The sequence below is a fragment of the Micromonospora sp. C28SCA-DRY-2 genome, from assembly GCF_030519475.1.
Lineage (GTDB): Bacteria > Actinomycetota > Actinomycetes > Mycobacteriales > Micromonosporaceae > Micromonospora.
The window spans coordinates 92,024-118,071 of record NZ_JAUMKD010000011.1; the positions used below are offsets into that span (position 1 = coordinate 92,024).

Consider the following 26,048-nt stretch of genomic DNA (forward strand, 5'->3'; position numbering starts at 1 on the left):
CGTCGGGGTCAGCGGCCCTCGGCCTCGTCCATCGCCCGGTAGATGCGCTGCTCGGAGACCGGGTACGGGGTGCCCAGCGCCTGGGCGAAGACGTTCACCCGCAGCTCCTCGATCATCCAGCGGATCTGCCGGACCGCCGCCGAGTTCCGCTTCGTCGGCGGCAGGGCGGCGAGCATGTCCTGGTACTCCTTCCACACCACCGCGACCCGGTCCTGCTGCTGCTTGTCGCGCTGCGGGTTGCCCGGCAGCCGGTCCAGCCGCCGCTCGATCGCGGTCAGGTAGCGCAGCAGGTCGGGCAGCCTGGCGTACCCGGTCTCGGTGATGAAGCCGGCGTGCACCAGGCCGGTGAGCTGGGCCCGGATGTCGGCCAGCGCGGCCACCACCGCCAGGTTCTGGGTCCGGCCGAGCCGCTGCTCCACCGCGTACGCGGCGGCGAGCACCCGGCGCACCCGGTCCATCACGTCGACCACGGTGTCCACCAGGTCGGCGCGCACCTTCTCGCGCAGCGCGGCGAAGCCGTCGGCGTCCCAGGCCGGCCCGCCGGCGTCGGCGACCAGCTTGTCGATCGCCGCACCCGCGGCATCCTCGATGAGCGCCTGCACCCCGCCGTGCGGGTTGCGGCTGAGCGCCAGCTTCGCCTCGTTCGACAGCCGCCCCTGGAGGAACTTCGCCGGCGACGGCACGGTCAGCCGCAGCAGCCGCCGGGTGCCGGCCCAGTGCGCGGTCTCCTGCTCGGCCGGCGAGTCGAACACCTTCACCCCGACCGTGGCGCCCTCGTCCACCAGCGCCGGGTACGCGGTCACCGCGTAGCCGGCGCGGACCTGCTCGATGGTGCGCGGCAGGGTGCCGATACCCCACTCGCGCAGCCCGGTGCGCGCCACGTCCGGCGCGGCGGCCGCCACCACCTGGCGTACCTCCGCCTTGAGCTGGCGTTGCAGGGCCGGCAGGTCCTTGCCCTCGGCGACCGGCTTGTTCTCCTCGTCCAGCACCCGGAACCGGACCCGCAGGTGCGGCGGCAGCTTCTCCAGGTCCCACGCGTCCCGGGGCACGGTCACCCCGGTCATCCGGCGCAGCTGCCGGGTCAGCGCGTCGAGCAGCGGCTCCTCGCCGGCCGCCATCGCCGCCAGCGCCGCCCGGGCGTAGTCGGGCACCGGGACGAAGTTGCGGCGCACCGCCTTCGGTAGCGAGCGGATCAGCGCGACCACCAGTTCCTCGCGCAGCCCCGGCACCTGCCAGTCGAAGCTCTCCGCCGGCACCTGGTTGAGCAGCGGCAGCGGGATGTCCACGGTCACCCCGTCGGTCGGGGTGCCCGGCTCGAACCGGTAGGTCAGCGGCAGGCTCACCCCGTCGGCGGACCACTCGTCGGGGTAGTCGGCCTCGTCCACCCCGCCCCGGCCGGCGTTGACCAGCAGCTCGCGGGTGAAGGTGAGCAGCTCCGGCCGCTCCCGCCGGGTCTTCTTCCACCACGCGTCGAAGTGCCGGCCGGAGACCACGTCGGCCGGGATCCGCTCGTCGTAGAAGTGGAAGATCGTCTCGTCGTCGACCAGGATGTCCCGCCGCCGGGCCCGGTGTTCCAGCTCCTCGATCTCGGCCAGCAGCCGCTGGTTGTCCCGCCAGAACTGGTGGTGGGTGGACCAGTCGCCCTCGACCAGCGCGTGCCGGATGAACAGCTCGCGGCTCAGCGCCGGGTCGATCCGGCCGAAGTTGACCTTGCGAGAGGTGACCAGCGGGACGCCGTACAGGGTGACCTTCTCGTGGGCCAGCACCGCCGCCTGCTTCTTCTCCCAGTGCGGCTCGCTGTAGCTGCGCTTCACCAGGTGCTGGGCGAGCGGCTCGACCCACTCCGGCTCGATCCGGCCGGCCACCCGGCCCCAGAGCCGGGAGGTCTCCACCAGCTCGGCGGCCATCACCCAGCGCGGCGGCTTGCGGAACAGCGCCGAGCCGGGGAAGAGCGCGAACTTCGCCCCCCGCGCGCCCAGGTACTCGTTCTTCTGCGCGTCCTTCAGCCCGACGTGCGAGAGCAGGCCGGCCAGCAGCGACTGGTGCACCTTCGGGGTGTCGATCTCCTCCGGCAGGTCCGCGCCGGCGGTGGCACGCCGGCCGCCGTCCGCCGCGGCCTCGCCGGCGCCGCGCCGGCCGCGTCCCCGCCCGTCCCCCTCGGGCGTACGCAGCACCTGGCGCAGCTGGCTGACGATGTCCTGCCACTCGCGCACCCGCAGGTAGTTGAGGAACTCGGCCTTGCACATCCGGCGGAACGCGCTGGAGGAGAGCGCGCGCTGCTGCTCGCGCAGGTACCGCCAGAGGTTGAGCAGCGTGACGAAGTCCGACTCCCGGTCGGTGAACCGGGCGTGCGCCTGGTCGGCCTGGGCCTGCTTGTCGGCCGGCCGCTCCCGGGGGTCCTGGATCGACAGCGCGGCGGCGATCACGATCACCTCGGTGGCGCAGCCGTTGCGCTCGCCCTCGACCACCATCCGGGCCAGCCGCGGGTCGACCGGGAGCTGGGCCAGCCGCCGGCCCAGCGGGGTGAGCCGCTTCGCCGGGTCGGTCTCGGTGACGTCCAGCCCGCCCAGCTCGTGCAGCAGGTTGACGCCGTCGGTGATGTTGCGCCGGTCCGGCGGGTCGATGAAGGGGAAGGCGGCGATGTCGCCGAGGCCGATCGCGGTCATCTGGAGGATGACCGAGGCCAGGTTGGTCCGCAGGATCTCCGGGTCGGTGAACTCCGGGCGGGAGAGGAAGTCCTGCTCGTCGTAGAGCCGGATGCAGATGCCGTCCGAGGTACGCCCGCAGCGCCCCTTGCGCTGGTTGGCCGACGCCTGGGAGATCGGCTCGATCGGCAGCCGCTGCACCTTGAGCCGGTTGCTGTAGCGGGAGATCCGGGCGGTGCCCGGGTCCACCACGTACTTGATGCCGGGGACGGTGAGCGAGGTCTCCGCCACGTTGGTGGCCAGCACCACCCGGCGCCCGGAGTGCGGGGCGAAGACCCGGTGCTGCTCGGCGGTGGAGAGCCGGGCGTACAGCGGCAGGATCTCGGTGCCGAGCAGCGCGCGCTTGGACTGCACCAGCTTGCCCAGCGCCTCGGCGGTGTCCCGGATCTCCCGCTCCCCGCTGAGGAAGACCAGGATGTCGCCGGGCCCCTCGGCGGCCAGCTCCTCCACCGCGTCGCCGATTGCCTGGATCTGGTCCCGGACGTTCTCCTCGTCCTCGGCGTCCTCCTCCTCGGCCTCGGTGACCTCGACCAGCGGGCGGTAGCGCACCTCGACCGGGTAGGTCCGGCCGGAGACCTCGACGACCGGCGCCGGGGTGCCCTCGGGATGCTCGTCGGTGGCGGGGCCGGCGAAGTGCCGGGCGAAGCGCTCGGTCTCGATGGTCGCCGAGGTGATGATGACCTTGAGGTCGGGGCGGCGGGGCAGCAGTTGCCGGAGGTAGCCGAGGATGAAGTCGATGTTGAGGCTGCGCTCGTGCGCCTCGTCGATGATCAGCGTGTCGTACTGGCGCAGCATCCGGTCGGTCTGCAACTCGGCCAGCAGGATGCCGTCGGTCATCAGCTTCACCAGGCTGCGGTCGCTCACCTGGTCGGTGAAGCGCACCTTGTAGCCGACCACGTCGCCCAGCTCGGTGCCGAGCTCCTCGGCGATCCGGTCGGCCACCGTACGGGCGGCCAGCCGGCGGGGCTGGGTGTGCCCGATCAGCCCGTGCACGCCGCGCCCCAGCTCCAGGCAGATCTTCGGCAGCTGGGTGGTCTTGCCGGAGCCGGTCTCGCCGGCCACGATCACCACCTGGTGGTCGCGGATCGCGGCGGCGATCTCGGCGGAGCGCTCGCTGACCGGCAACCCGGCCGGGTAGGTGATCACCGGCACCGCGGCCCGGCGCGACTCCAGCCGCAGCTCCGCCGCCGTGACCTCGGCGGCGATCTCGGCGAGCGCCGACTCCCGGCGCTGCGGGTCCCGCAGCTTCCGCACCCCGTCCAGCCGCCGCTGGAGGCGGCGCTGGTCACGGAACATCAGCGGGTTCAGGCGGCGGTGCAGGTCGCGGACGTCGGTCCCGGCGGGTGCGGCTGGATTCTGCATGTCGTGGCCAAGGATAGGCAGCCGGGCGCGGGACCGCCCCCGGGTTATCCGGCCCCGCACCGGCCGCCGCGCGGGGTGCCGGTCGGGCGCCGCGGCGCCCCCGGGGGCGCCCCGGTCGCCGGGTCGGCGGCGGGGACGTCGGCGGGTGGCGCCAGGGGGCGCCGGCCCGTGGCGCGGCCCGCCGCCCGGTCTAGAGTTGACCGCCGATCGAGGCGTGGGGGAGCGGGATGACGATGCGCGAGACCGACCGGGCGCTGGTGCAGGCCGCCACGGCGGTGGCCAAGTTGCGCTGCCGCAGCGAGAACCACACCGTGGCCGCCGCCGTCCGCAGCGCCGACGGCCGGGTCTTCAGCGGCGTGAACGTCTACCACTTCACCGGCGGGCCGTGCGCCGAGGTGGTGGCGATCGGCGCCGCCGCCACCCAGGGCGTGACCGAACTGGAGACCATCGTCGCGGTGGGCGACCGGGGGCGCGGGGTGATCCCGCCGTGCGGGCGCTGCCGGCAGGTGCTGCGGGACTACTTCCCGGACCTGCGGGTGATCGTCGGGCCGCCGGACGCGCCGCGCGTGGTGCCGATCGGTGACCTGCTGCCCGACACCTACGTCTGGGCCGACCACCAGCTCGACGCGGCGGCCGGCCCGGTGCCCGCGCCGCGCTCCGGCGACTGACCGCCCCCGGCGGGCGCGCCGGTCAGTCGCCGGCCGCGGCCTCCAGCATCGAGCGCGGCATCGGCACGCTCTCGAACCGCAGGTTGCCCTCCGGCACCATCCAGCTCATCACCCGCACGGCCAGCCGCCCGGCCCGCACCGCCGGGTCGTTCTGGTACAGCTCGCGGGCCTCGTCCGGGCTGACCGACAGGACGACGAAACCGCGCAGCCGCTCGTCGTCGGCGTCCACGAACGGGCCGGCGGCGAGGACGAGGCCCTGTTCCACCAGCCCCGCCTGGTGGGCCAGGTGCGCGTCCTGCAACCGGTCGAGCGCGTCGAGTGGCAGGTCCGGGGCGTCCGGCGGGCGGACCAGGAGCACGACCGTGTGCTGGTCGAATCGCATGCCCACACCCTAGGGCGGTGCGGGCCCGCCGCGCCCCGAACCGGCGCGGTCCGCCCAGCTCGGAGGGGCCGCGGATCGACGTCCGCGAGTTAGGTCGGGCTAAGTCGGTCAGCTAAGGTAAGGCGTACCTAAGCGTGAACGTGCAGGAGATCCGTGACCACCCTCGCCACCCGACCGGCGCCCGCCGGCGGCCGGATCGGCGGCCGTGGCGGCCGCCGGGTGGCGGTCACCCTCGCCGCCGCGCTCGCCCTACTCCTCGCCGTGCTGGCCAGCTTCGCGCTGGGCAGCCGGCCGCTCGCGGTCGACCAGGTCTGGCACGCGCTGGTCGCCCCGGACGGCGGCGAGGCCAGCACCATCGTCCGGGAGCTGCGCATGCCGCGGACCGCCCTCGGGCTGGCCGTCGGGCTCGCGTTGGCCGTCGCCGGGGTGCTGTTCCAGGCACTGACCCGCAACCCCCTCGCCGAACCCCGGATCCTCGGCATCAGCGCCGGCGCGTCGACCGGCGTGGTGCTGGCCATCTCCGTCTTCGGCGTCGGCACCCTCGCCGGCTACGTCTGGTTCGGCATCGGCGGCGCGCTGCTGGCCGGGCTGCTCGTCTTCGCCGTCGCCAGCCGGGCCCGGGAGGGCGCCAGCCCGGTCACCCTCGCGCTGGTCGGCGCGGCCCTCGACGCCAGTCTCGCCTCCGTGGTGTACGCGCTGCTCAGCATCGACGCGCGCACCTTCGAGGAGTACCGGTTCTGGGTGGTCGGCGGGCTGACCGGCCGGGACCTCACGGTGGCCGCCCAGGTGCTGCCGTTCGTGCTCGCCGGGCTCGCGCTGGCCGCCCTGGTCGCCCGCGGCCTGGACGCGCTCGCCCTCGGCGACGACGTCGCCCGGGGCCTGGGGCACCGGATCGGGCTGGTCCGCGTCGGCGGTGGCGCGGCCGCCGTCCTGCTCACCGGCGCCGCGGTCGCCGCCGCCGGGCCGATCGCGTTCGTCGGGCTCGCCGTGCCCCACCTGGCCCGGGCTCTGGTCGGCGCCGACCACCGCTGGACCCTCGTCGTCTCCGCGCTGCTCGGGCCGGCCCTGCTGCTCGGCGCCGACGTGGTCGGCCGGCTCGTCGCCCCGCCCGGGGAGGTGCCGGCCGGCATCGTCACCGCGCTGATCGGTGCCCCGCTGCTCGCCTTCCTGGTCCGCCGCGCCAAGGTGGTGACCGCGTGAGCGCCCCGGTAGCGCCGGCCCCGGCCGCCGAGCCGACGACCGCCGGCCCCGGGATCGCCGGCCTGCCCGGCCGCTCGCTGCTGCGGGTCGGCCCGGTCAGCCTCCAGGTGCGCCGCCGCTCGGTGCTGGTCGCCGCCGCGCTGGTCGTGCTGCTGCTGGTCGCCGGGGTGCTCAGCCTCTCCCTCGGCACCCCGTACGTCGCCCCGGCCGACGTGCTGCGCGCCCTCTCCGGCGCCGGCACCCCGTACGACCTGGTGGTCTTCGACCTGCGGCTGCCCCGGCTGGTGCTGGCCGCGGTGGCCGGCGCGGCGTTCGGGGTGGCCGGCACCCTGATCCAGAGCGTGGCCCGCAACCCGCTGGCCAGCCCGGACGTCATCGGCATCACCCAGGGCGCCGGCCTGGCCGCCACGGTGGCGCTGACCACCGGGGCGGCGGCCGTGGTGGTGGCGCCCGCCGCGCTGGCCGGCGGGCTGGCCGCCGCGCTGCTGCTGCTCGTCCTCGGGGCCCGGCACGGGCTGGCAGCGCAGCGGTTCGTGCTCGCCGGGGTGGCGGTCGCCTTCGCGCTGCGGGCGCTCACCGAGGTGGTCATGCTCACCGCCGACCCGATCGACGGGCTGCGGGCGCAGATCTGGCTGATCGGCACGCTCGCCGGCAAGGGTTGGACCGAGACGGTCTGGATCGCGCTCACCCTGCTGGCGCTGCTGCCGGTGCTGCTCTGGGCCGGTTGGGCGCTGAACAGCTCGGCCCTGGACGACGACACGGCCCGGGGGATCGGGCTGCGTCCGGTGGCCCGCCGGATCGGGCTCGCCGTGACCGGGGTGCTCGCCGCCGCGGCGGTCACCGCCCAGGTCGGCGCGGTCGACTTCGTCGCCCTGGTCGCCCCGCAACTGGCCCGGCGGCTGGTCCGCGCGGAGCGCCCGCCGCTGCTCTGCGCCGCGCTGCTCGGCGCGCTGCTGCTGGTGCTGGCCGACCTGGCCGGCCGGCGGCTGTTCGCCCCCACCCAGTTGCCCGCCGGCGTGCTCACCGCCGCGATCGGCGGCCCCTACCTGATGTTCCTGCTGCTCCGCGGCCGCCGGCGGTCGTCGTGACGTCCGCCGACCCGGGCCGTCGCGGTCCGGCCCCCGACAGCCGACCCCTCGAAGGAGGCGCGATGCTCTCCACCCGCGACCTGGTCGCCGGCTACGACGAGCGCACCGTGCTGGACGGGCTGGACCTGGAACTGCCCGCCGACGCGTTCACGGTCATCGTCGGCCCGAACGCCTGCGGCAAGTCCACCCTGCTGCGCACCCTGGCCCGGCTGCTCACGCCCCGCCGCGGCACCGTGCTGCTGGACGGCACCGCCATCCGGGAGCTGCCGACCCGGGAGGTCGCCCGCCGGCTCGCCGTGCTGCCGCAGAGCCCGCTGGTGCCCGAGGGCGTCACCGTCGCCGACCTGGTCGGCCGGGGCCGGCAGCCGTACCAGCGCTGGTGGCGGCAGTGGTCGGAGCAGGACAGCGCCGCGGTCGACCGGGCGATGGCGCTCGCCGACGTCGCCGGGCTGGCCGACCGGCCGGTGGACACCCTCTCCGGCGGCCAGCGGCAGCGGGTCTGGATCGCCATGACCCTCGCCCAGGACACCGAGGCGCTGCTGCTCGACGAGCCGACCACCTTCCTCGACCTCGCCCACCAGGTCGAGGTGCTGGACCTGCTGCACCGGCTGCGCGTCGAGCGCGGCCGCACCGTGGTGGCCGTGCTGCACGACCTCAACCAGGCCGCCCGGTACGCCGACCACCTGATCGCGATGCGGGCCGGTGCCGTGGTGGCCGCCGGGCCGCCCCGGGAGATCCTCACCGCCGACCTGGTCCGGGACGTCTTCGGCCTGGACTGCGTGGTCGTGCCCTGCCCGGTGACCGGGGCGCCGCTGGTGGTGCCCGCGCTCACCAGCCCCACCCTGGCCACCCCGCCGGCACAGTCCACCCCGGCCGGCGCCGCCGCCCCGGCTGCCGGGCCTGCCGGTGCCGGCCGGGCCCGCGCCCCGGGCGCCGGTTCCGCCGGTGCCACCTCCTCGGGTGCCGCGTCGTCCGACGCCGCCCCGGGCGCCGGTTCGGCCGGTGCCACCTCCTCGGCTGCCGCGTCGCCCGACGCCGCCCCGGGCGCCGCCCGGTCCGGCGGCGCCCCCTCCGGTGCCGCGCCGTCCGGCGCCACCCCAGCCGTCGGCGGGAACGCTCTCGCCGGCTCGTACCCCTCGGAAGGAATCTGATGCGTCGTCTCGTCGCCGCCCTCGCCGCGGCCGCCGTCCTCGGCGTCGGGCTCACCGCCTGCGGTGAGAGCGACCCGGTCGCCGGCACCACCACCGGGGAGACCCGGGAGATCACCCACGCCATGGGCACCACCAAGGTGCCGGCCGAGCCGAAGCGCGTCGTCGTGCTCGACACCGACAAGATCGACACCGCGCTCTCCCTCGGCATCACGCCGGTCGGGGCCGCCACCGCCGGTGAGGCGAAGAGCTGGCCGACCTACTTCGGCGAGGAGAAGCTCGCCGGCATCAAGGAGGTCGGGGTGCTCACCGAGCCCGACCTGGAGGCCATCAACGCCCTCAAGCCGGACCTGATCCTGGGCAGCAAGTTCCGCCAGGAGAAGTTCTACGACGAGCTGAAGGCCATCGCGCCGACCGTGTTCACCGAGAAGGTGGGCGTCACCTGGAAGGAGAACTTCCTCCTCGACGGCAAGGCGCTCGGCAAGGAGCAGCAGGCCAAGGACCTGCTGACCACGTACGAGACGCGGGCCAAGGAGTTCGGCACCAAGCTCGGCGACGCCGCCAACCGCAAGATCTCCATCGTCCGCTTCATGCCGACCGAGATCCGGGTCTACGGGCCGGACTCGTTCTCCGGCATCGTGATCGGCGACACCGGCCTGGGCCGCCCCGAGCGGCAGCAGCTGACCGGCAAGGAGGACCGGCGGATGGACCGGGTCAGCCCGGAGCGGATCGGCGAGGTGGACGGCGACGTCATCTTCGTGACCGCGTACGGCGAGAAGGCCGCGGCCGAGCAGGCGAAGGTCACCGGCGGGACGCTCTGGAAGGCTCTGCCGGCGGTCAAGGCGGGCAAGGCGCACGTGGTCTCCGACGAGATCTGGATGACCGGCATCGGTGTCGGCGCCGCCAACAAGATCCTCGACGACCTCCAGAAGTACCTCACTGCCTGACCCCCCTGCGCTCACGGCGCGCACGTTCACAGAAAGAGTGGCTATTCCGCGCGGAATAGCCACTCTTTCTCTGTTTGGCAGGTGTGGATGGGTGGGTGGGTTAGGGGCGGGCGCGGCGGGTTAGGGCGGCGCGGACTTCCGCGAGGAAGCCGTCGAAGTCCTCGCGCATCCGCTTGCTCGTGACGTGCAGCACGATCCAGTCGTCGCCGAGGATTCGGTTGAGGCGCTGCCGGTCACGGTGGAACTGTGCGGGATCGTGGTGCCAGAGGCCGTCGTACTCGATGGCGACCTTGAGTTCGGGCCAGGCGAGATCGACGCGGGCGACGAACCTTCCAGCCCGGGTGATGACGTGCTGCGTCACGGGGCGCGGGAGTCCCGCCTTGATGAGCCGCACCCGCAGGCGCGACTCAGGCAGCGACTCCGCGCCAGGGTCGGTCAGGCTGATCGCCTCGGCGAACCTGCGCGAGCCGCGCTCACCGCGCCGCGTCCCGAGATACCGCTCCAGCTCGGCGCGTCCGACTGCGCCGACACGGCCGAGCGAGTCGATGAGGGCGACGGCGTCGACGATGTCGAGCCAGCACGCCACATCCCAACACGTGCGTTCGACGGTGGTGACCGGCATGTCGTCGATCCGGCCGACCTCGCCCTCCCGCCACGGGGCGACGTGGATCAGGAGACCAGCCAGTGGACCGAACCGTGCTGACGGCTCGACGACCACCTCGACATCGTCGTCCGGCCCGCAGGTGGCCCCGCCGTGGAGCGCTACCGCGGACCTGCCTGCTATCGCACACCCGGGCGGGAAGAGCCACGACGCGGCGGCGCGGCAGCGGGTACGGTGCGAGATCTCCAGCCGCGCATCGGCGTAGACGTTGTGGAAGAGCCGCCGCCACGCGCGTGTGCGGAGATCGTTCTTCGTCAACAGGCCACGCTGAATCGCTTCACGGGAGTAGAAGACCCGCCCGACGAGTTCCGCCGGCCGGCGCGGTTCGCAACTCACCCCCGCACCCTCCCCCACCCCACTACCCCCACACCACCCCCTGTGGACAACCACGCCCCGACCACACGCACGTACACGGAAAGAGTGGCTATCCGACGAGAAATAGCCACTCTTTCCGTGTACGTGCGTGTTCCGTGTTGAGGGGGGTCAGGCGGCGGTGGACCAGATGGCGCGGAAGGCGGCCGCTTCACCGGCCAGCCAGTGCTCGATCTGGTCGAACTTGGCGCCCTCGGGCATCCGGTGGGCCTGGCCGCGCCGTACGTCGACCAGGACCGGCTCGGCGTGCGGGAGGATGTGGTCCATGTGCCGGGCCATCAGGTGCAGGGTGGCGAGCACGGCCTCCTCGCTCGGCGGGGTCTCGTCGAAGTGCAGCCGGACGGCCTCGGCCCGGCCGTCGGCGTGGCGTACGCCGAAGTGGGGGTTGATCTTGACGGGCAGGTCGCCGAGCATGGCGAGTGCGTCGCGGGTCTGGGCCAGGTCGACGGCGGTGGGCTCGCCCAACGAGCGCAGCCAGGCGGTCGCGCCCGGCACCAGCGCCTGGTAGAGCGGGCGCCAGCGGGGCTTGACCACGTCGACCACCTGGTCGAGGTGGGTGCCGCCGGTGTGGAAGGCGATGTCGGCCTTGAGCGCCTTGACGAACTGGCCGTGCGGGTTGAAGCCGGAACGGCTGGCTCGCTGCTTGCGCAGCCCGCCGACGAAGGTGGCCTTGGTGGGGCCGGTGCGGTCGACGTAGCGGGTGAAGCCGAGCAGCGTGGCGTAGGGGGTGAGCGGCGTGGAGGCGGGCGCGGTCACGGTCGTCCTCCCAGGTCAGGGCGTCGATTAGTACATACATTCTAATAGACGGGTCTGACATCGCCCAGGGAAAGTTGGCCGCCATCCGGCCCGGTCCGGCCGGTCCACGCAGCCGGTGGCGATCGGCACGACGGTGGGCGCAGGGGCGGCCGGGAGCCGGTGGGGAACGCCCCGGCTCCCGGCCGCCACACCGTCAGCCCGCCACGCCGGTGCCGGTCTCCAGCAGCGACTTCAGGTCGCTGAGGACGAAGGACCAGCCGCCGCCGGTGCCGGGCAGGGCGCCGCCGACCAGGGCGGCCGTCTGCGGGGCGTCGGTCACGTCGTGGGTGACCGTGAGGGTGGTCAGCCCGCGCTCGTCCTGGCCGATCTCGTACGTCAGCCGGCTGGGCGTCTCGACGGCCATGCCGGGATCGCCGATCATCCGCCAGGTCAGCGCCAGCCGGGTGTTCGGGTCGGCCTCGATCACCTCGCCCTCGACCACGACCATGCTGACGCCCGGGCCGACCATCGCCTCGCTGGCGTACTGGCGGAACGCCCCGCCCGGGCGGGTGTCGATGTCGACGCGCCCGCCGTAGCCGTAGCGCTGGGTCCAGTCGGACTGGGTCAGCGCCGTCCAGATCTGCTCCGGGGTCGCCTTCAGGTAGACGCGGTAGGTCTGTACCTCGGTCTGTTGCAGGGTGCTCATCCTTGCTGCTCCTCGCGGATCGGTTGGCCGACACCCGACTGGCGCCGGCGTCCCCGTCAGCCTCCGCCGCACCGGCTGGACGGACATCCGTGCCGACCACGGATCCAGCCACGGATCGGGCCACGGACCGTGCCACCGGCTGGCGACCCGACCGCCGCCGGCGACCGGACCACCGGGTCGGTCGGTGCCTCGACCGGGTCGGTCGGAGAGCGTGAACCTGGGTCAGCGGTGCGGCGGCGCGATGCCCAGAGCTGTCAACTCCGTCCGCGCCTCGGCTTCGCGGCCGGGCAGCAGCGCCAGCGTGCAGGCGTACTCGGCGCGGGCACCGAGGCGCTCCCACCGGGGGAGCGTGGCGGCGATCGCGTCGGGGTCACCGGTCAACCGGCCCCGCGCCCGGGCCAGGCAGGCGGCGGCCCAGGCGTTGCCGGCGGTCGACCGCTCGGCGGCCGCGAGCCGTCCGGCGGCGTCCGGCAGGCCGGCGGCGACCCCGAGTTCCGCACCGACGGCGCGGGCGTACGTGTCGTAGCGGAAGTTGGGGAACTCGCCGAAGCTCTGCTCGACCAGGCCGGCCGCCTCGGTGAAGTCCGCCAGGTGCAGGGCGACCCGCCCCGCCGCGAACACCGCCGACGCCAGCGAGGAGACGTCCACGCCGGAGGTGCACCGGCGCAGCCGCTGCCGCCAGTACGGCAGGCCCGCCCGGTCACCCCGCAGTCCGCAGGCGAGCAGGGCGAACGCCATCGCGCTGGCCACGTCGCCACTCGGCGGACGCCCGTTGCGTCGCCAGCCGTCCCACAGCGTCTCCGCCCGCGCCAGCGCCTCGTCCAGCTCGCCGTTGAGGACCAGGGCCGGCACCATCGTGCCGATCGACCGGTAGGAACGGTCGCCCAGCAGGTCGTCCCGGTCCATCCGGCGAGCCACCCGCAGCGCGCCGGGCAGGTCCCCGGCCCGCAGCGCGACGGTGGCCGCGACGAGGAGGATGTCACCGATCTCCGGCGCCGTCCGCGGGTCGGTGCGGTCCAGCGAGTCCAGCAGCGCCAGCCGCTGCTCGCCGATCCGGCGGGCCTGCTCCGCCCGACCGCGCTGGGTCGCGGCCGTGCCCAGCACGTCCAGGCCCGCGCTCACCAGCACCGGGTCGCCACTGCGGCGGGCGATCCGTTCGGCGTCCTCGGCCAGGGCCGGGTCCGGGTCGTACGGCCGAGCGCCGGCGTGCCACGCCGCGGCGATGGCGAGCGTCGCCGCGACCACCGGGTCGGCGGCGTCCCCGGCGGCGCGGGCCCGCTCCAGCAGTCCGGTGAGCCGTTCCCGGGAGATGCCGGTGGCGATCCGGCCGTCGAAGCGGTGGACCAGCTCGACCACCCGGGCCAGGGCGAGCGCCTCGGCGTTGCCGTCGCCCGCCACGCCGGCCTGGTCGGCGGCCGCCAGCAGCAGGTTCAGCACCCGTGCCCCGGGTTCGGTGCCGATCAACGCGCAGTCCGCCGCGCTGCGCAGGTCCCGGGCCGCCTCCGCCGGATCACCGGCCAGCACGGCCGCCTGCCGGTAGTAGTCGAGCGACTCGGCCAGGAAGCGACGGGCGTACGTCAGGCGGCCGAGGGCCCGGGCCAGCCGGTGCGCCGCCGGGTCGCGGCCGGGCGCGCGACCGAGCAGCGCGGCGCGCAGGTCGTCGGCGACCAGGTCGTAGTCGTCGCGCCAGTGGCCGTCCAGCCGCCCGGCGAGGTCTGCCGCCACCGAGGCGGCCCACTCCAGGTAACGGTCGGAGACGTCCCCGCGCGCCGGGTCGGCGTCGAGTTGCTCCCGGGCGAAGGCGCGGACGGTGCCGAGCAGCCGCCAGCGGCCGGGATCCCGCTCCCGGGTCACCAGGCTCTTGTCGACCAGCCGGCCGAGCAGGTCGGCGCTGCCCGCCGGGTCGCCCGCGCCGCACACCGCCGCCGCCGCGGCCAGGTCGAAGCCGCCGGCGAACACCGAGAGGCGCCGGAACAGCGCCTGCTCGGCGGGTCGCAGCAGGTCGTAGCTCCAGCCCAGGACCGCCCGCAGGGACCGGTGCCGGGCGTCGGCCCGGCGCGCGCCCGCCAGTGCCCGGAGCGGGTCGGCGAGCGCGGTGAGCAGACCGGCCGGGCCCAGTGACGCGCTGCGCGCGGCGGCGAGTTCGATGGCCAGCGGCATGTTGTCGAGCCGGCCGCACAGCTCGCCGACGAGCGCCGGGTCGCCCGGCACGTCCGCACCGGCGGCCCGGGCCCGGTCGTCGAAGAGGGTCCGCCCCGCGGAGTCGGAGAGCGGTCCGATCCGGACCACCCGCTCCTCGGCGGCCCCCAACTGCTCCCGGCTGGTGGCCAGCACGGTCACCCCGGGACACGCGGACAGGACCTCCGCCACGAACGCCGCCGCCGCGTCCAGCAGATGCTCGCAGTTGTCGATCACGAGCAACAGTCGCCGGGTACCGAGTTCCGCCGTCACCGCGCCGAGCAGCGGCTGACTCGGGGCCGGGGTGACCCCGAGCGCGGCGGCCACCGCGGGAACGACGTATCCACTGCGGACCGGCACCAGGTCGACGAAGGCGCCACCGTCGCGGAACCGGGGCGCGAGCTCGGCCGCCAGCGCGGTGGCGAGTCTGGTCTTGCCCACCCCGCCGGGCCCGACGAGGGTCACCAGCCGGGCCTCGGTGAGCACCGCCGCCACCTGCTCGCGTTCCTGCCCTCGGCCGACGAAGCTGCTGGCGGTCGGCGGCAGTCCGGTGACGCGGGGCGGGGCGGCCGGCGGCCCCCCGCCGGCCGGGGCGGCGAGCGCGGACAGCGCCCGCCGGTCGGGCACGCCGTGCTTGCGCAACAGCGACGAGACGTGGCTTTCCACGGTACGGACGGAGATGAACAGCCGTGCCGCGATCTCCGCGTTGGTGCGGTGCTCACCCAGCAGGGCGAGCACCTCCGCCTCCCGGGCGGAAACCTGCGTCTCCCGCGGTCCGCTCATCGGCCCGTGCGGTGCCACCGCGGGCCGGCGTGGCGCGCTGCTCGGTCTCCCACGTTGGCAGGGTACGGCGTCGGGCCGAGTGGCCGTCCGCACCGCCGCCGGCCCGCAGACCCCGACCGCGTGCCTGGCGCCCGGAGCCGGCCGGCGGCGTGCCCAGCGCCGGCCGGCGGCATGCGCACGGCGGCCGGCGGCGCGCCTAGAGCTGGCCGACCGCGGTGATCCGGACGACCGCCGCGCCCACCTCGTCCGAGGCCGCGAGGTCGACCTCGGCGCTGATCCCCCAGTCGTGGTCGCCCTCGGGGTCGTCGAGGATCTGCCGGACCGTCCAGCGCTCCCGGCCCTGCTCGATCATGAGCAGCGCCGGCCCGCGGGCGTCCGGCCCGGTCCCGATCGCGTCGTGGGTGTCGAAGTACGGCTCCAGCGCGTCCGCCCAGGCGTCCGCGTCCCAGCCGTCCGCGCCGTCCAGCTCGCCGAGGAGATCCCAGCGGCGCAGGGCGGCCAGCTCCACCCGGCGGAACAGCGCGTTGCGCACCAGCACCCGGAACGCGCGGGCGTTGCGGGTGACCGCCGGCGGCCGCTCGTCCAGGGTGGAGGCGACCTCGGCCACGTCGGACGGGTTGCGCAGCCGCTCCCACTCGTCGATCAGGCTGGAGTCGACCTGCCGGACCAGCTCGCCGAGCCACTCGATGAGGTCGACCAGCTCCTCGGTCTTGGCGTCCTCGGGCACTGTCTGCCGCAGCGTCTTGTACGCGTCCGCGAGGTAGCGCAGCACCAGCCCCTCCGAGCGGGACAGCCCGTAGAACTGCACGTACTCGGTGAAGGTCATCGCCCGCTCGTACATGTCCCGCACCACGGACTTGGGCGAGAGCTGGTGGTCGGCCACCCACGGATGCCCCTGCCGGTACATCTCGTACGCCGACTCCAGCAGCTCCGCCAGCGGCTTGGGCCAGGTCACCTCGTCGAGCAGTTCGAGGCGGGCCTCGTACTCGATGCCCTCGGCCTTCATCGCGGCGACCGCCTCGCCGCGGGCCTTGAACTGCTGCGCGGAGAGCACCTGGCGCGGGTCGTCGAGGATCGACTCGATCACCGAGAGCACGTCGAGGGCGTACGACGGGGACTCCCGGTCCAGCAGCTCGATCGCGGCCAGCGCGAGCGGCGACAGCGGCTGGTTGAGCGCGAAGTCGAGCTGGAGGTCGACGGTGAGCCGGACCCGCCGCCCGGTCTCGTCCGGCTCGGGCAGCTCCTCGACCACCCCGCCGGCGCGCAGCGCCCGGTAGATGGCGATGGCGCGCCGGATGTGCCTGCGCTGGGCGGCGCGGTCCTCGTGGTTGTCGGTGAGCAGGTGCCGCATCGCGGCGAACGCGTCGCCGGGCCGGCCGATGACGTTCAGCAGCATCGAGTGGCTGACCTGGAAGCTGGAGGTGAGCGGCTCCGGCTCGGCCTCCACCAGGCGCTGGAAGGTCGGCTCGCCCCAGCCGATCGACCCCTCCGGCGGCTTCTTCTTGACCACCTTGCGCCGCTTCTTCGGGTCGTCGCCCGCCTTGGCCAGGGCCTTGGAGTTCTCGATGACGTGCTCGGGGGCCTGCACCACCACCCGGCCGACGGTGTCGAAGCCGGCCCGGCCGGCCCGGCCGGCGATCTGGTGGAACTCGCGGGCCTTGAGCAGCCGGGTCCGCGTCCCGTCGTACTTGCTCAGGCCGGTGAAGAGCACTGTGCGGATCGGCACGTTGATGCCCACGCCGAGGGTGTCGGTGCCGCAGATGACCTTGAGCAGGCCGGCCTGGGCGAGGGTCTCCACGAGCCGGCGGTACTTGGGCAGCATGCCCGCGTGGTGCACGCCGATGCCGTGCCGGACCAGCCGGGACAGCGTCTTGCCGAAGCCGGAGGTGAACCGGAAGTTGCCGATCGCGCTCGCGATCATGTCCTTCTCGGCGCGGGTGCAGACGTTCACGCTCATCAGCGCCTGCGCGCGTTCCAGTGCGGCGGCCTGGGTGAAGTGCACCACGTAGACCGGGGCCTGCTTGGTCTCCAGCAGTTCTTCGAGGGTCTCGTGCAGCGGCGTCATCGCGTACGAGAAGAGCAGCGGGACCGGCCGCTCGGCCGAGCGCACGACGGCGGTCGGCCGCCCGGTGCGCCGGGTGAGGTCCTCGACGAACCGGGTGGTGTCGCCGAGGGTGGCCGACATCAGGACGAACTGGGCCTGCGGCAGCTCGATCAGCGGCACCTGCCAGGCCCAGCCCCGGTCCGGCTCGGCGTAGAAGTGGAACTCATCCATGATCACCTGGCCGACGTCGGCCCGGTCGCCCTCGCGCAGCGCGAGGTTGGCCAGGATCTCCGCGGTGCAGCAGATGATCGGGGCGTCGGCGTTGACGCTGGCGTCGCCGGTGAGCATGCCGACGTTCTCGGCGCCGAACACCTCGCAGAGCGCGAAGAACTTCTCCGACACCAGGGCCTTGATCGGCGCGGTGTAGAAGGTGGTCCGGTCGTCGGCCAGGGCCGCGAAGTGCGCCGCGATGGCGACCAGGCTCTTTCCGGAGCCGGTCGGGGTGTTCATGATCACGTTGGCGCCGGAGACGATCTCGATGACCGCCTCCTCCTGGTGGGGGTAGAGGTCGAGGCCGCGCTCCTTCGCCCAGCCGGCGAACGCGTCGTAGAGGGTGTCGGGGTCGGCGCTTCTCGGCAGCGCGGCGGTGAGCGTCATAGCGCGTCCATGGTGCCTGGATCATGACCCCGCGCGCCAACCGGGCCCACCGGCTGGCCGGACGGAGCCGCCGGCACCGGGGTCAGCGGCGGCGGTGCACCAGGTCGAAGATCTCCCGCCCGGCGGTCAGGGCACGCCGCTCGAACTTGGTCACCGGCCGGTGCGCCGGGCGCGGCGCGTAGCCGTCGTGGGCGTTCACCAGCCCGGGGTCGGCGTCCAGCGTCTCCCGCATCGCCGCGGCGTACTCGGCCCAGTCGGTGGCGCAGTGCAGCGTGCCGCCGGGCGCCAGCCGGGAGCGCAGCAGGGCGACGTGCGCCGGCTGGATGAGCCGCCGCTTGTGGTGCCGGGCCTTCGGCCACGGGTCGGGGAAGAAGACGTGCACCGCGTCCAGCGAACCGGCGGGCAGGGCCCGGACCAGGTCGAGTGCGTCGCCCCGGGCGACCCGCACGTTGCCCAGCCCGAGCCGCCGGACCAGGTCCAGCAGGTTGGCGATTCCGGGCGTGTGCACCTCGACCGCCAGATAGTCTCGATCCGGGTCGGCAGCGGCCATCGCGGCGGTGGCGTCACCCATGCCGGACCCGATCTCGAGCACCAGCGGGGCCCGGCGCCCGAACAGCTCGGCCGGGTCGACGGCGGTCCGGCCGTCGTCCGGGACCGGCAGGCCGTACGCCGGCCAGAGCTGCTCCAGCGCCTCGCGCTGGCGGTCGGTCATCCGGCCGCGGCGCGGGTGGAAGGTGCGGATCGACCGGGGCGCGGGCGGCGCGACGGTGGCGGGTTCGGAGTCGGTGGTGGTCACAGCGACCCGAGCGTACGCGACGGCCGCGCCGGATCGGATGTGATGTACGACCGGGGATGAGAGGATCCATCCCGTACGGCAGGCCCGGGCGCCTCGGCTGTCCGGCACTGCTCCAGCGCGCCGGGAGGGGGCATCGTGTCAGTGACCCGCGGTGGTCTGGCGCTCTCGGCCGCGGCCCTGCTCGCCGGCCCGTTGCTCGCTGCCCCGGCCCAGGCCGCACCGCTGGCCGCCCCCCAGCCGATCCCCGGCCCGACGGTCTTCGTCGAGGTGAGCCCGAGCACCGTCGAGCCGGGTTTCCTAGTCGGCATCAAGGCCAGTTGCAAGGACAACTCGATCCCGGCGATCGTCGTCTCGGACGCCTTCGGCCGGGTGCAGGTGCAGCCGCAGCGCGGGCTGCTGACCGCGGCGCCGATGGTCCGCGAGCGCACCCGGCCGGGCAACTACCGGGTCAAGCTGGAGTGCCCGGACGGCGAGACCGCCTCGACCATGCTCCAGGTGGTCAAGGCGGTGAAGCCCAGCCGCGGCCCGGCGACCGGGTTCGGCGGCGGTGCCGGCGGGATGACCGGCGGGCTGCTGATCCCCGGCGGGCTGGCGCTCACCGTGGTCGGCCTGGTCGTCTGGGTGCTGGCGCTGCGCCGGCCCCGTACCGTCCGCGCCCGACGCTGAGGCCGCCGCCATGACCACCACCCGCAGCGCGCAGCCGGACCGTCGCCGGGCCGGTGGCCGGAGCCCGTGGACGATCCCGCTGGCCGTGGTGCTGGTGCTGGTCGGCGTCTTCGCCACCGGGGCGGGGCTGGGCCGCTCGGTGGGACCGCTCGACTGGGTCGCCGCCGGCGGGGACCGGCCGGCCCGCGGCGAGTCGGGCGCGCTGAAGGCCAGCCGGCCGGTGCGCCTCTCGGTGCCGGCGATCAAGGTCGCCGCGCCGGTGGAGCCGGTCGGCCAGGCCCGGGACGGGTCGATCGCCGTACCGCCGCTGAGCCGGCACCACGAGACCGGCTGGTACGACCGCGGGCCGACCCCCGGTGAACCGGGCTGGGCGGTCATCGTCGGGCACGTGGACACCAAGGACGGCCCGTCGGTCTTCCACGACCTCGGGGAGCTGCGCGCGGGCGACACCATCGAGGTGACCCGCGCCGACGGCTCGGTGGTGGTGTTCCGGGTCGACTCGGTCGAGCGGTTCCCGAAGGACCGCCTGCCCGCCGACCGGGTCTACCGCGACGACGGCCCGCCGGGCCTGCGCCTGATCACCTGCGGCGGCCAGTTCGTCGGCGGTCGCACCGGCTACACCGACAACGTCATCGCCTTCGCCTCCCTCGCCAACCGCCGGGACGACCAGGGTTGATCATGAGGTTGGCGGCAGCCGAGGAGATCGACACCGCCGCCAACTCCATGATCACCGCGGTGGGTCAGGGGACCTGCTGGACGACCTCGAACTCCAGGAGGGTGGCGCCGGAGGCGACCGGGGGGCGCTTCGGCTCGCCGGGGGCGGCGGCGTGGGCGGCGCGGGAGGGGCCGGCGGCCCACGCCTGGTACGCCTCCTCGGACTCCCACTTGGTGTAGACGAAGTAGCGGCTCTCCCCGCCGACCGGGCGGAGCAGCTCGAAGCCGAGGAAGCCCGGGGAGTTCTCCACCGCGCCGGCCCGGGCGGCGAACCGCTTCTCCAGCTCCTCGCCCGCACCGGGCGGCACCTCGATCGCGTTGATCTTCACGACTGCCATGCCCTCACCCTAACCAGCCCCCGGGTGCGGGCCGGCCGGCTCAGGGCGCGGGCCGGCCGGCTCAGGGCGCGGGCCGGCCGGCTCAGAACGACTCGACCGCCGGCACCAGGTCGGCGTCGACCACGATCGGGGCGTGGTCGGAGGGGCCCTTGCCCTTGCGGGCCTCCCGGTCCACGTACGCCGAGCGGACCGCCCGGGCGAACGGCGCCGAGGCGTACACCAGGTCGATCCGCATGCCCTTGTTCTGGTGGAACATCCCGGCCCGGTAGTCCCAGTAGGTGAAGGGGTGCGGGCCCTTCATCGGGGTCGGCACCACGTCGACCAGGCCGAGGTCGCGCAGCGCCGCGAGGGCGGCCCGCTCGGCCGGGGTCACGTGGGTGGAGTGCCGGAACACCGCCGGGTCCCAGACGTCGGCGTCGGTGGGGGCGACGTTGAAGTCGCCGCAGACGGCCACCGGCAGCGGGCCGGTCAGCTCCGTCTCCAGCGCGTCCCGCAGCGCGGCGAACCAGGCCAGCTTGTACGCGTAGTGCGGGTCCTCCGGCGACCGCCCGTTCGGCACGTACACCGACCAGACCCGCAGCCCGTCGCAGGTGGCCGAGATGGCCCGGGCCTCCGGGTCGGGAAACCCGGGCTCGCCGGCGAACCCGACGGTGACGTCGGACAGCCCGACCCGGGACAGGATCGCCACCCCGTTCCACCGGCCGTCGCTGTGGCTGGCCACGGTGTAGCCCAGCTCGCCCACCTCGGCCACCGGGAAGGCCCCGTCCGGGCACTTGGTCTCCTGCAGGCAGACCACGTCCGGGCCGGTGCCGGCCAACCAGTCCAGCAGCCGGGGCAGGCGGGCCTTCACCGAGTTCACGTTCCAGGTCGCCAGGCGCATGGCACCAGCCTGCCGTATCCGCCGCCCCGCCGCCGGGTCAGCCGCCCGGGGTGTCGCGCCGGTCGGCTCGGCGGGTCGTCGCCGGTCAGCTCGGCGGGTTGTCGCCCGGGCGGGTCTGCTCGGCCAGGAAGCGTTCCAGCTCGGCGCCGAGTTCGTCGGCGGTGGGCAGCGGGCCGGTCTCGGGAGCCAGCAGGTTCTTCTCGCCCCGGCCGCGGGCGAACGCGTCGTACTGCTCCTCCAGCGCCTGGACCAGCGCGGCGGCGTCCTCGGTCTGGGCGACCTGCCGGTCGATCTCGACCCGGACCACCTCGGCGGACGCGCGCAGCCCGTCGCGCGGCAGCAGCAGCCCGGTGCTGCGGGAGACCGAGGCGAGCAGCACCTCGGCGGCGGCCGGGTACTCGCTCTGCGCCACGTAGTGCGGCACGTGCGCGGCGAAGCCGAGCGCGTCGCGGCCCTGCTCGCCGAGGCGGTACTCCAGCAGGTGGCCGACGCTGCCCGGCACCTGCACCCGCTGCAACCACGGCTCGTAACCGGCGATCAGGTCGCGCCGGGTGGCGTGCGCGGTCACCCCGGTGGGCCGGGTGTGCGGCACCGCCATCGGGATCGAGTTCAGCCCCACGGTGAGCCGGACGTCCAGCCGCGCGGAGAGCCCGGCGACGGCCGCCACGAACCGCTCCCACTGCAGGTCCGGCTCGGGGCCGGTGAGCAGCAGGAAGGGGGTCTCGTCGTCGTCGCGGAGCAGGTGCAGCTCCAGCTTCGGCGCGTCGTACGCCTCCCAGTGGTCCTCGACGAAGGTCATCACCGGCCGGCGGGAGCGGTAGTCGAAGACCTGGTCGACGTCGAACCGGGCGATCGGCCGGGACTCCAGCGAGCTGAGCAGTTGCTCGCGGGCCAACCGGGTGGCGTTGCCGGCGTCGACGAAACCGGTCAGCGCCTGGATCAGGACCGGCTGACCGAGGTCGGGCAGCTCGTCGGTGAGTTCGTACAGCTCGTGTGGGTCGAGCACCGGTGCGGACCTCCCTGAAGGCGCGTACGGGTCGCCGCTCGGGGACGGCACCCGGTTCGGGGAACGTACCCGCCATCCTGATGCATTCCTTCCCGCCTCGGTCGGGCGGCCGGCGGGTGGGTGGGGATGGGTGGGTATCGCCTGATCTCGGCCGGCGGCCGGCCAGTGTTGGCTGTTCGGCCGAACCGCCCATCGGCCGTACGGTGGATCTGGTCGATCATGGGGTGGTCGCCGGAGGATCGCGAGGTTTCCGCCCGCGCTCCGGAGCTTGCGGCGATCCGGAGGTCTGCCGGTTCCGCGAGGTCCGTGCCCGGTCCCGCCCGGCTCGCCCCGGCCGTCCGGGCGCGGGCGCCGATACTGTAACGAGGACCACGTGATCACCGTGGGTGATCGGGGTTTTGGCCTGCCTAGCCTCGGCTGATGCGTGACGACCGCACCCTCGACACCCAGATCACCCCTGGTGACCCGACTGACCGTTCGGACGATACCCCCTCCACTGATCGGTGGACAGCCCTCCGTGCCTCCGCCGGGTACGCCCGGAACCTGCTGTACGGGCCGGCCCGGGCCCGGGTGGCGCTCGCCACCGGCGTGCTCTGCTGCCTCGGCCTGGCGGCGGTCGCCCAGACCCAGGGGGAGAGCGCCGACGCGGCGACCCGGGCCGACGCGCTCACCGCCAGCGCCGGTGCCGTCCAGCGGGCCGAGCAGGACCGGCCCAGCCGGGACGCGGAGCGGACGGCCACCTCGGCCACCCCGGCCACGCCGGCCGCCGACCCGGACACCGACGCCCGGCCCACCCGCAAGCCGAAGCCGGTCGACCCGGCCCCGGTCGCCGGGCTCACCGAGGCCCAGATGGAGAACGCCGAGGCGATCGTGCGGACCGGCCGGGAGATGGGCGTGCCCCGCCGCGCGCTGGTCATCGCGGTGGCCACCGCCATGCAGGAGAGCAACCTCTACAACTACGCCAGCGGCGTGCTGCCCGAGTCGCAGAACTACCCGCACCAGGCCATCGGCTGGGACCACGACTCGGTCGGGCTGTTCCAGCAGCGCCCGAGCAGCGGCTGGGGCCCGGTGGGGCGCCTGATGGAGCCCGAGTTCGCCACCCGGCAGTTCCTCTCCGCGCTCGAGCAGGTGCCGGGCTGGCAGCGGATGCGGCTGACCGACGCCGCCCAGGCGGTGCAGATCTCCGCCTACCCGGAGCACTACGCCAAGCACGAGTGGCGGGCCAGCAAGGTCGTCGAGGCCATCGTCCCGGCCGGGAAGTAGTCTCCCGGAGACCACAGTGGACGGAGGCGGATCCGCGGTTCCGGGGTTCGCACCTTGTCGGCGCGGGGTACACATGAGTGAGGCACCACCGACAGGAGGACGTCATGGCTCTGATGCAACGGATCAGCGCGTTCCTGCGCTCGCCGAAGGGGCAGCAACTGGTCGACCGGGGGCGCCGGGAGCTGGCCAAGCCGGCCACCCAGCAGAAGCTGCGGGGCCTCGCGGCCAGGCTGCAGAAGCGCCGCTGACCCGCCGTCTCCGCCCGCACCGACCCCCTCAGGAGATGACGTGACCGATCCCGCGCCCGCCGACGGCCAGCCCGTCACCCCGCCCGCGATGGTGCCCGCGCCACCGCAGGACGCCCCGGAGGGGCCGCCGGCGAAACTCTGGGACCGGATGCGGGAGGACCCGCAGTACGCCCCGGAGCACCTCGCCCTGGAGGCCGTCCGCCGGCTCGGCCCCGAGGCGGCGCAGTGGGCCGCCCGGGTCCGGTACGAGCAGCCCGGCGTGCCCGCCGAGGCGCTGGCCGACCAGGCGGCCCGCCGGTTCGTCAACCGGGCCCGCCTCTCCGGCGCGGTGAGCGGGGCGGCCGGCCTGCCCGGCGCGGTGATCGACGTCGGGGTGCTGGCCTGGACCCAGGCCCGGATGGTGCTGCACATCGCCGCCGCGTACGGGGTCGACCCGGTGCACCCCGACCGGGCCACCGACCTGCTGGTCCTGCAACGGGTGCACAAGGTCGCCGAGAGCGCCCGGCTCGCGCTGGGGGTGGCCGCCGGCCGGGAGCGCGCCGGTGCCCTGTTCGGCTCCGGCGGGCAGCAGGCGCTCGGCAAGGTGATGCTGCGGCTGGGCGTGCGGCTGGCCCAGATGGCCGGGGTGCGGGCGGCGAAGCGGGTCTTCGCCAAGGTGGTGCCCGGCGCCGCGATCATCCTCGGCACCTGGGCCAACTCGTCGGCCACCAAGGACCTCGCCGAACGGTCCCGGGCCCTGTACCGCCAGCACGGCACCGCCGTCCCGGAACCCCGTCAGCCCTGACCCGGGTGGCCGGCGGGAACCGCCGCCGGCCACCGGTCGGTCATTCCGGGCCGCCGACGAGCGCGTGCCGGCGGCGGCTGCACACGTGCCGTGGCGCGCGCGCCACGGCGGTCAGTCGGTGCGGCCCCAGGCGCGCCAGGTGACCTCGGCGAGCCGGCCCTGCCCGGCCGCGTTCGGGTGGAACCAGTCCAGCGGGTTGACCAGGTCCAGGCCGAACCGCACCCGGTGCACCGCCCCGCCGTCGTAGCGGCAGCGCGATCCGTACGCCCGGCATGCCGCGGCGAGTTGGGCGTTGTAGGCGGTGATCCGGTCCCGGACGGCCGCCCGGCGGGCCCGGTCGGCCGGAGCCGGCGAGGTGGGGGCGGCCAGCAGCGCCGGGCAGATCCCCCGGTTCCAGGCCCGGACCGCCCGCGGGTCGGTGTGCCCGACCTGCCAGAGCCGGTACAGGTGCGGGAGGCTCACCACCAGCACCCGCGCCTTCGGCCGGCCGGTGCGCAGCACCCGCAGCCCCCGGTCGACCTGCGCCCGGAACTCCGCCACCGGGGTCATCGCCTCGACCCCGCCCCGGCAGACGTCGTTCGCCCCGATCAGCACGGTGACCCGGTCCGGGCGGTCGCGTACCGCCGCCTCGGCCTGCCCGGCCAGCGCCGCCGCCCGGGCGCCCGGCCGGGCGTGGTTGAAGGCCCGGTCCCGGATGGCCGGGTCGCGGTCGAGCAGCCGCCGGTAGTGGCTGTCGACGCGCAGCCCGTCCCCGGTCGACCAGGAATTGCGCGCGCAGGAGGTGAGCACCAGGCAGGAGCCGAAGCCGGTGCTGATCGAGTCGCCGAGCGCGGCGATCCCGCCGGCGCCCGGTGGGGCGCCGGTCGGCCGGGGTGCGGCCCGGCCACCCTCGCAGGCGAGCGCGACCAGTGCCAGCAGGCAGGCGACGGCGGCGACCCAGCGTCGAGGCATGGCTTCCCCAGTCCGGCAGCGGAGAGCGACAGCTCGGTAACCCTATGCGCGCGTCGGCGGGGAAGGGTCGGCTCGTGTCGGCTATACGGCAGACGGCTGCCGCCCCCGAGCCGTACGTGGTAACGGCCCCGGCCGGTCAGCGGCGGGTGCGCCAGGGCATCGGCTGGCCGTGCAGCCACCAGTGCAGCGCCCGGGTGATCCGGGGCAGCACCAGGTAGGTCATCAGCGGGGTCAGGCAGAGCGTCATCAGCAGCACCCGCGCGGCCACCGGCACGTCGGCGATGAGCCGGCCGGTGAGCAGCGTGGCGGTGAGGCTGAGCGGGAAGAACGCCAGCCAGATGGTCACCGCCTGCTTCCAGCGCGGCGGCGACGGCGGCACGGGCGGCTGGACCGCGGCCGCCAGCTCCTCGACGCTGCGCTCCCGGGGCGGGTCGAACCAGCCCTCGATCCCGGTGCGCCGCTCGGCCCGGGTGTGCTCGACGATGCCCTGGGCCGAGGTCAGCCACCACCGGCGCTGCGGGGACTCCTCCCACCGGCGCAGCGTCTCGGCGTCGGCGAAGCGGTAGAGCATGTGCCACTCCGGCGAGCCGGGCGCGGTCTGCACCCAACCGGCGCCGAGGAAACCCGGAAACGCCTCGGCCAGCGCGGTGCCGGCCCGCATCCACGCCACCATCTCGCTGCTGCGGGCGGGATCGACGCGCCGGGTCATGGCCACCGTCACCGGCGCCGCGTGGGTCGTGGTCATGCCCCCCATCCTCCCCGGCCC

The 26,048-nt window shown here is 74.7% G+C and carries 22 protein-coding genes and 1 pseudogene; 10 read left to right on the plus strand and 13 right to left on the minus strand.

The annotated features are described in order from the left end of the window. Positions 1-8: 8 nt before the first annotated feature. The gene (hrpA, locus tag Q3W71_RS30255; RefSeq protein ID WP_302922887.1) at positions 9-4,067 is read right to left on the minus strand and encodes an ATP-dependent RNA helicase HrpA; all 4,059 of its coding nucleotides are present in this window, start codon (positions 4,065-4,067) and stop codon (positions 9-11) included. Between the two features lie 227 nt (positions 4,068-4,294). On the opposite strand from hrpA, the gene Q3W71_RS30260 reads away from it, so the two are divergent. Then, positions 4,295-4,735: a cytidine deaminase gene (locus tag Q3W71_RS30260; RefSeq protein WP_302922888.1), complete on the plus strand. Its 441-nt coding sequence runs from the start codon at positions 4,295-4,297 to the stop codon at positions 4,733-4,735. 22 nt (positions 4,736-4,757) lie between these two features. On the opposite strand, the gene Q3W71_RS30265 is transcribed toward Q3W71_RS30260, so the two are convergent. Further along, a complete protein-coding gene (locus Q3W71_RS30265) occupies positions 4,758-5,117 on the minus strand; it encodes a YciI family protein (RefSeq protein ID WP_302922889.1) in 360 nt (119 codons plus the stop codon). Between the two features lie 153 nt (positions 5,118-5,270). On the opposite strand from Q3W71_RS30265, the gene Q3W71_RS30270 reads away from it, so the two are divergent. From Q3W71_RS30270 to Q3W71_RS30285, 4 genes and pseudogenes are all read left to right on the plus strand, one after another. Next, on the plus strand, positions 5,271-6,317 hold the full coding sequence (locus tag Q3W71_RS30270) for an iron ABC transporter permease (RefSeq protein ID WP_302922890.1): 1,047 nt from the start codon (positions 5,271-5,273) through the stop codon (positions 6,315-6,317). Then, positions 6,314-7,405, plus strand: a complete 1,092-nt coding sequence (locus Q3W71_RS30275; RefSeq protein ID WP_302922891.1) for an iron chelate uptake ABC transporter family permease subunit — start codon at positions 6,314-6,316, stop codon at positions 7,403-7,405. The genes Q3W71_RS30270 and Q3W71_RS30275 overlap by 4 nt, the downstream gene beginning before the upstream one ends. 62 nt (positions 7,406-7,467) lie before the next feature. Next, a pseudogene (locus Q3W71_RS30280) lies at positions 7,468-8,232 on the plus strand (ABC transporter ATP-binding protein); the annotation flags it as partial. A 323-nt stretch (positions 8,233-8,555) separates the two neighbouring features. After that, on the plus strand, positions 8,556-9,500 hold the full coding sequence (locus Q3W71_RS30285) for an ABC transporter substrate-binding protein (protein ID WP_302922892.1): 945 nt from the start codon (positions 8,556-8,558) through the stop codon (positions 9,498-9,500). Positions 9,501-9,600: 100 nt separating this feature from the next. On the opposite strand, the gene Q3W71_RS30290 is transcribed toward Q3W71_RS30285, so the two are convergent. The 6 genes from Q3W71_RS30290 to trmB all read right to left on the minus strand — a co-directional run bounded on the left by Q3W71_RS30290 (position 9,601) and on the right by trmB (position 18,348). Further along, positions 9,601-10,497: an endonuclease domain-containing protein gene (locus Q3W71_RS30290; protein ID WP_302922893.1), complete on the minus strand. Its 897-nt coding sequence runs from the start codon at positions 10,495-10,497 to the stop codon at positions 9,601-9,603. Between the two features lie 147 nt (positions 10,498-10,644). Next, on the minus strand, positions 10,645-11,289 hold the full coding sequence (locus tag Q3W71_RS30295) for a hypothetical protein (protein WP_302922894.1): 645 nt from the start codon (positions 11,287-11,289) through the stop codon (positions 10,645-10,647). Positions 11,290-11,482: 193 nt separating this feature from the next. Beyond that, the gene (locus Q3W71_RS30300) at positions 11,483-11,974 is read right to left on the minus strand and encodes an SRPBCC domain-containing protein (protein ID WP_302922895.1); all 492 of its coding nucleotides are present in this window, start codon (positions 11,972-11,974) and stop codon (positions 11,483-11,485) included. Positions 11,975-12,196: 222 nt separating this feature from the next. Next, positions 12,197-14,935, minus strand: coding sequence for a LuxR C-terminal-related transcriptional regulator (locus Q3W71_RS30305; protein ID WP_302922896.1), 2,739 nt, complete (start codon positions 14,933-14,935; stop codon positions 12,197-12,199). Positions 14,936-15,131: 196 nt separating this feature from the next. Continuing rightward, positions 15,132-17,636, minus strand: coding sequence for an RNA helicase (locus Q3W71_RS30310; protein ID WP_302922897.1), 2,505 nt, complete (start codon positions 17,634-17,636; stop codon positions 15,132-15,134). An 82-nt stretch (positions 17,637-17,718) separates the two neighbouring features. Continuing rightward, complete coding sequence (gene trmB, locus Q3W71_RS30315; RefSeq protein ID WP_302922946.1) at positions 17,719-18,348, minus strand: tRNA (guanosine(46)-N7)-methyltransferase TrmB; 630 nt, start codon at positions 18,346-18,348, stop codon at positions 17,719-17,721. A gap of 216 nt (positions 18,349-18,564) precedes the next feature. Between trmB and Q3W71_RS30320 the strand changes: the two genes are divergently transcribed. Both Q3W71_RS30320 and Q3W71_RS30325 read left to right on the plus strand, forming a co-directional pair. Continuing rightward, the gene (locus tag Q3W71_RS30320; protein WP_302922947.1) at positions 18,565-19,098 is read left to right on the plus strand and encodes a hypothetical protein; all 534 of its coding nucleotides are present in this window, start codon (positions 18,565-18,567) and stop codon (positions 19,096-19,098) included. 10 nt (positions 19,099-19,108) lie between these two features. Further along, on the plus strand, positions 19,109-19,774 hold the full coding sequence (locus Q3W71_RS30325) for a class F sortase (protein ID WP_302922898.1): 666 nt from the start codon (positions 19,109-19,111) through the stop codon (positions 19,772-19,774). A gap of 64 nt (positions 19,775-19,838) precedes the next feature. Here Q3W71_RS30325 and Q3W71_RS30330 read toward each other — a convergent pair whose 3' ends face one another. From Q3W71_RS30330 to Q3W71_RS30340, 3 genes are all read right to left on the minus strand, one after another. Next, entirely contained in the window at positions 19,839-20,150 is a 312-nt protein-coding gene (locus Q3W71_RS30330; RefSeq protein WP_302922899.1) for an antibiotic biosynthesis monooxygenase, read from the minus strand. A gap of 82 nt (positions 20,151-20,232) precedes the next feature. Further along, positions 20,233-21,030, minus strand: a complete 798-nt coding sequence (locus Q3W71_RS30335; RefSeq protein WP_302922900.1) for an exodeoxyribonuclease III — start codon at positions 21,028-21,030, stop codon at positions 20,233-20,235. Between the two features lie 85 nt (positions 21,031-21,115). After that, entirely contained in the window at positions 21,116-22,036 is a 921-nt protein-coding gene (locus Q3W71_RS30340; RefSeq protein WP_302922901.1) for a proteasome assembly chaperone family protein, read from the minus strand. A 420-nt stretch (positions 22,037-22,456) separates the two neighbouring features. Between Q3W71_RS30340 and Q3W71_RS30345 the strand changes: the two genes are divergently transcribed. The 3 genes from Q3W71_RS30345 to Q3W71_RS30355 all read left to right on the plus strand — a co-directional run bounded on the left by Q3W71_RS30345 (position 22,457) and on the right by Q3W71_RS30355 (position 24,331). Then, positions 22,457-23,299, plus strand: a complete 843-nt coding sequence (locus tag Q3W71_RS30345; protein ID WP_302922902.1) for a peptidase M23 — start codon at positions 22,457-22,459, stop codon at positions 23,297-23,299. 104 nt (positions 23,300-23,403) lie between these two features. Next, on the plus strand, positions 23,404-23,547 hold the full coding sequence (locus tag Q3W71_RS30350) for a hypothetical protein (protein WP_302922903.1): 144 nt from the start codon (positions 23,404-23,406) through the stop codon (positions 23,545-23,547). Positions 23,548-23,587: 40 nt separating this feature from the next. Then, positions 23,588-24,331 (plus strand): EcsC family protein, encoded by a 744-nt coding sequence (locus Q3W71_RS30355; protein ID WP_302922904.1) that lies wholly within the window; start codon positions 23,588-23,590, stop codon positions 24,329-24,331. 111 nt (positions 24,332-24,442) lie between these two features. On the opposite strand, the gene Q3W71_RS30360 is transcribed toward Q3W71_RS30355, so the two are convergent. Both Q3W71_RS30360 and Q3W71_RS30365 read right to left on the minus strand, forming a co-directional pair. Then, the gene (locus Q3W71_RS30360) at positions 24,443-25,282 is read right to left on the minus strand and encodes a GDSL-type esterase/lipase family protein (RefSeq protein WP_302922905.1); all 840 of its coding nucleotides are present in this window, start codon (positions 25,280-25,282) and stop codon (positions 24,443-24,445) included. A 136-nt stretch (positions 25,283-25,418) separates the two neighbouring features. Further along, positions 25,419-26,027 (minus strand): antibiotic biosynthesis monooxygenase, encoded by a 609-nt coding sequence (locus Q3W71_RS30365; protein ID WP_302922906.1) that lies wholly within the window; start codon positions 26,025-26,027, stop codon positions 25,419-25,421. Positions 26,028-26,048: the final 21 nt, after the last annotated feature.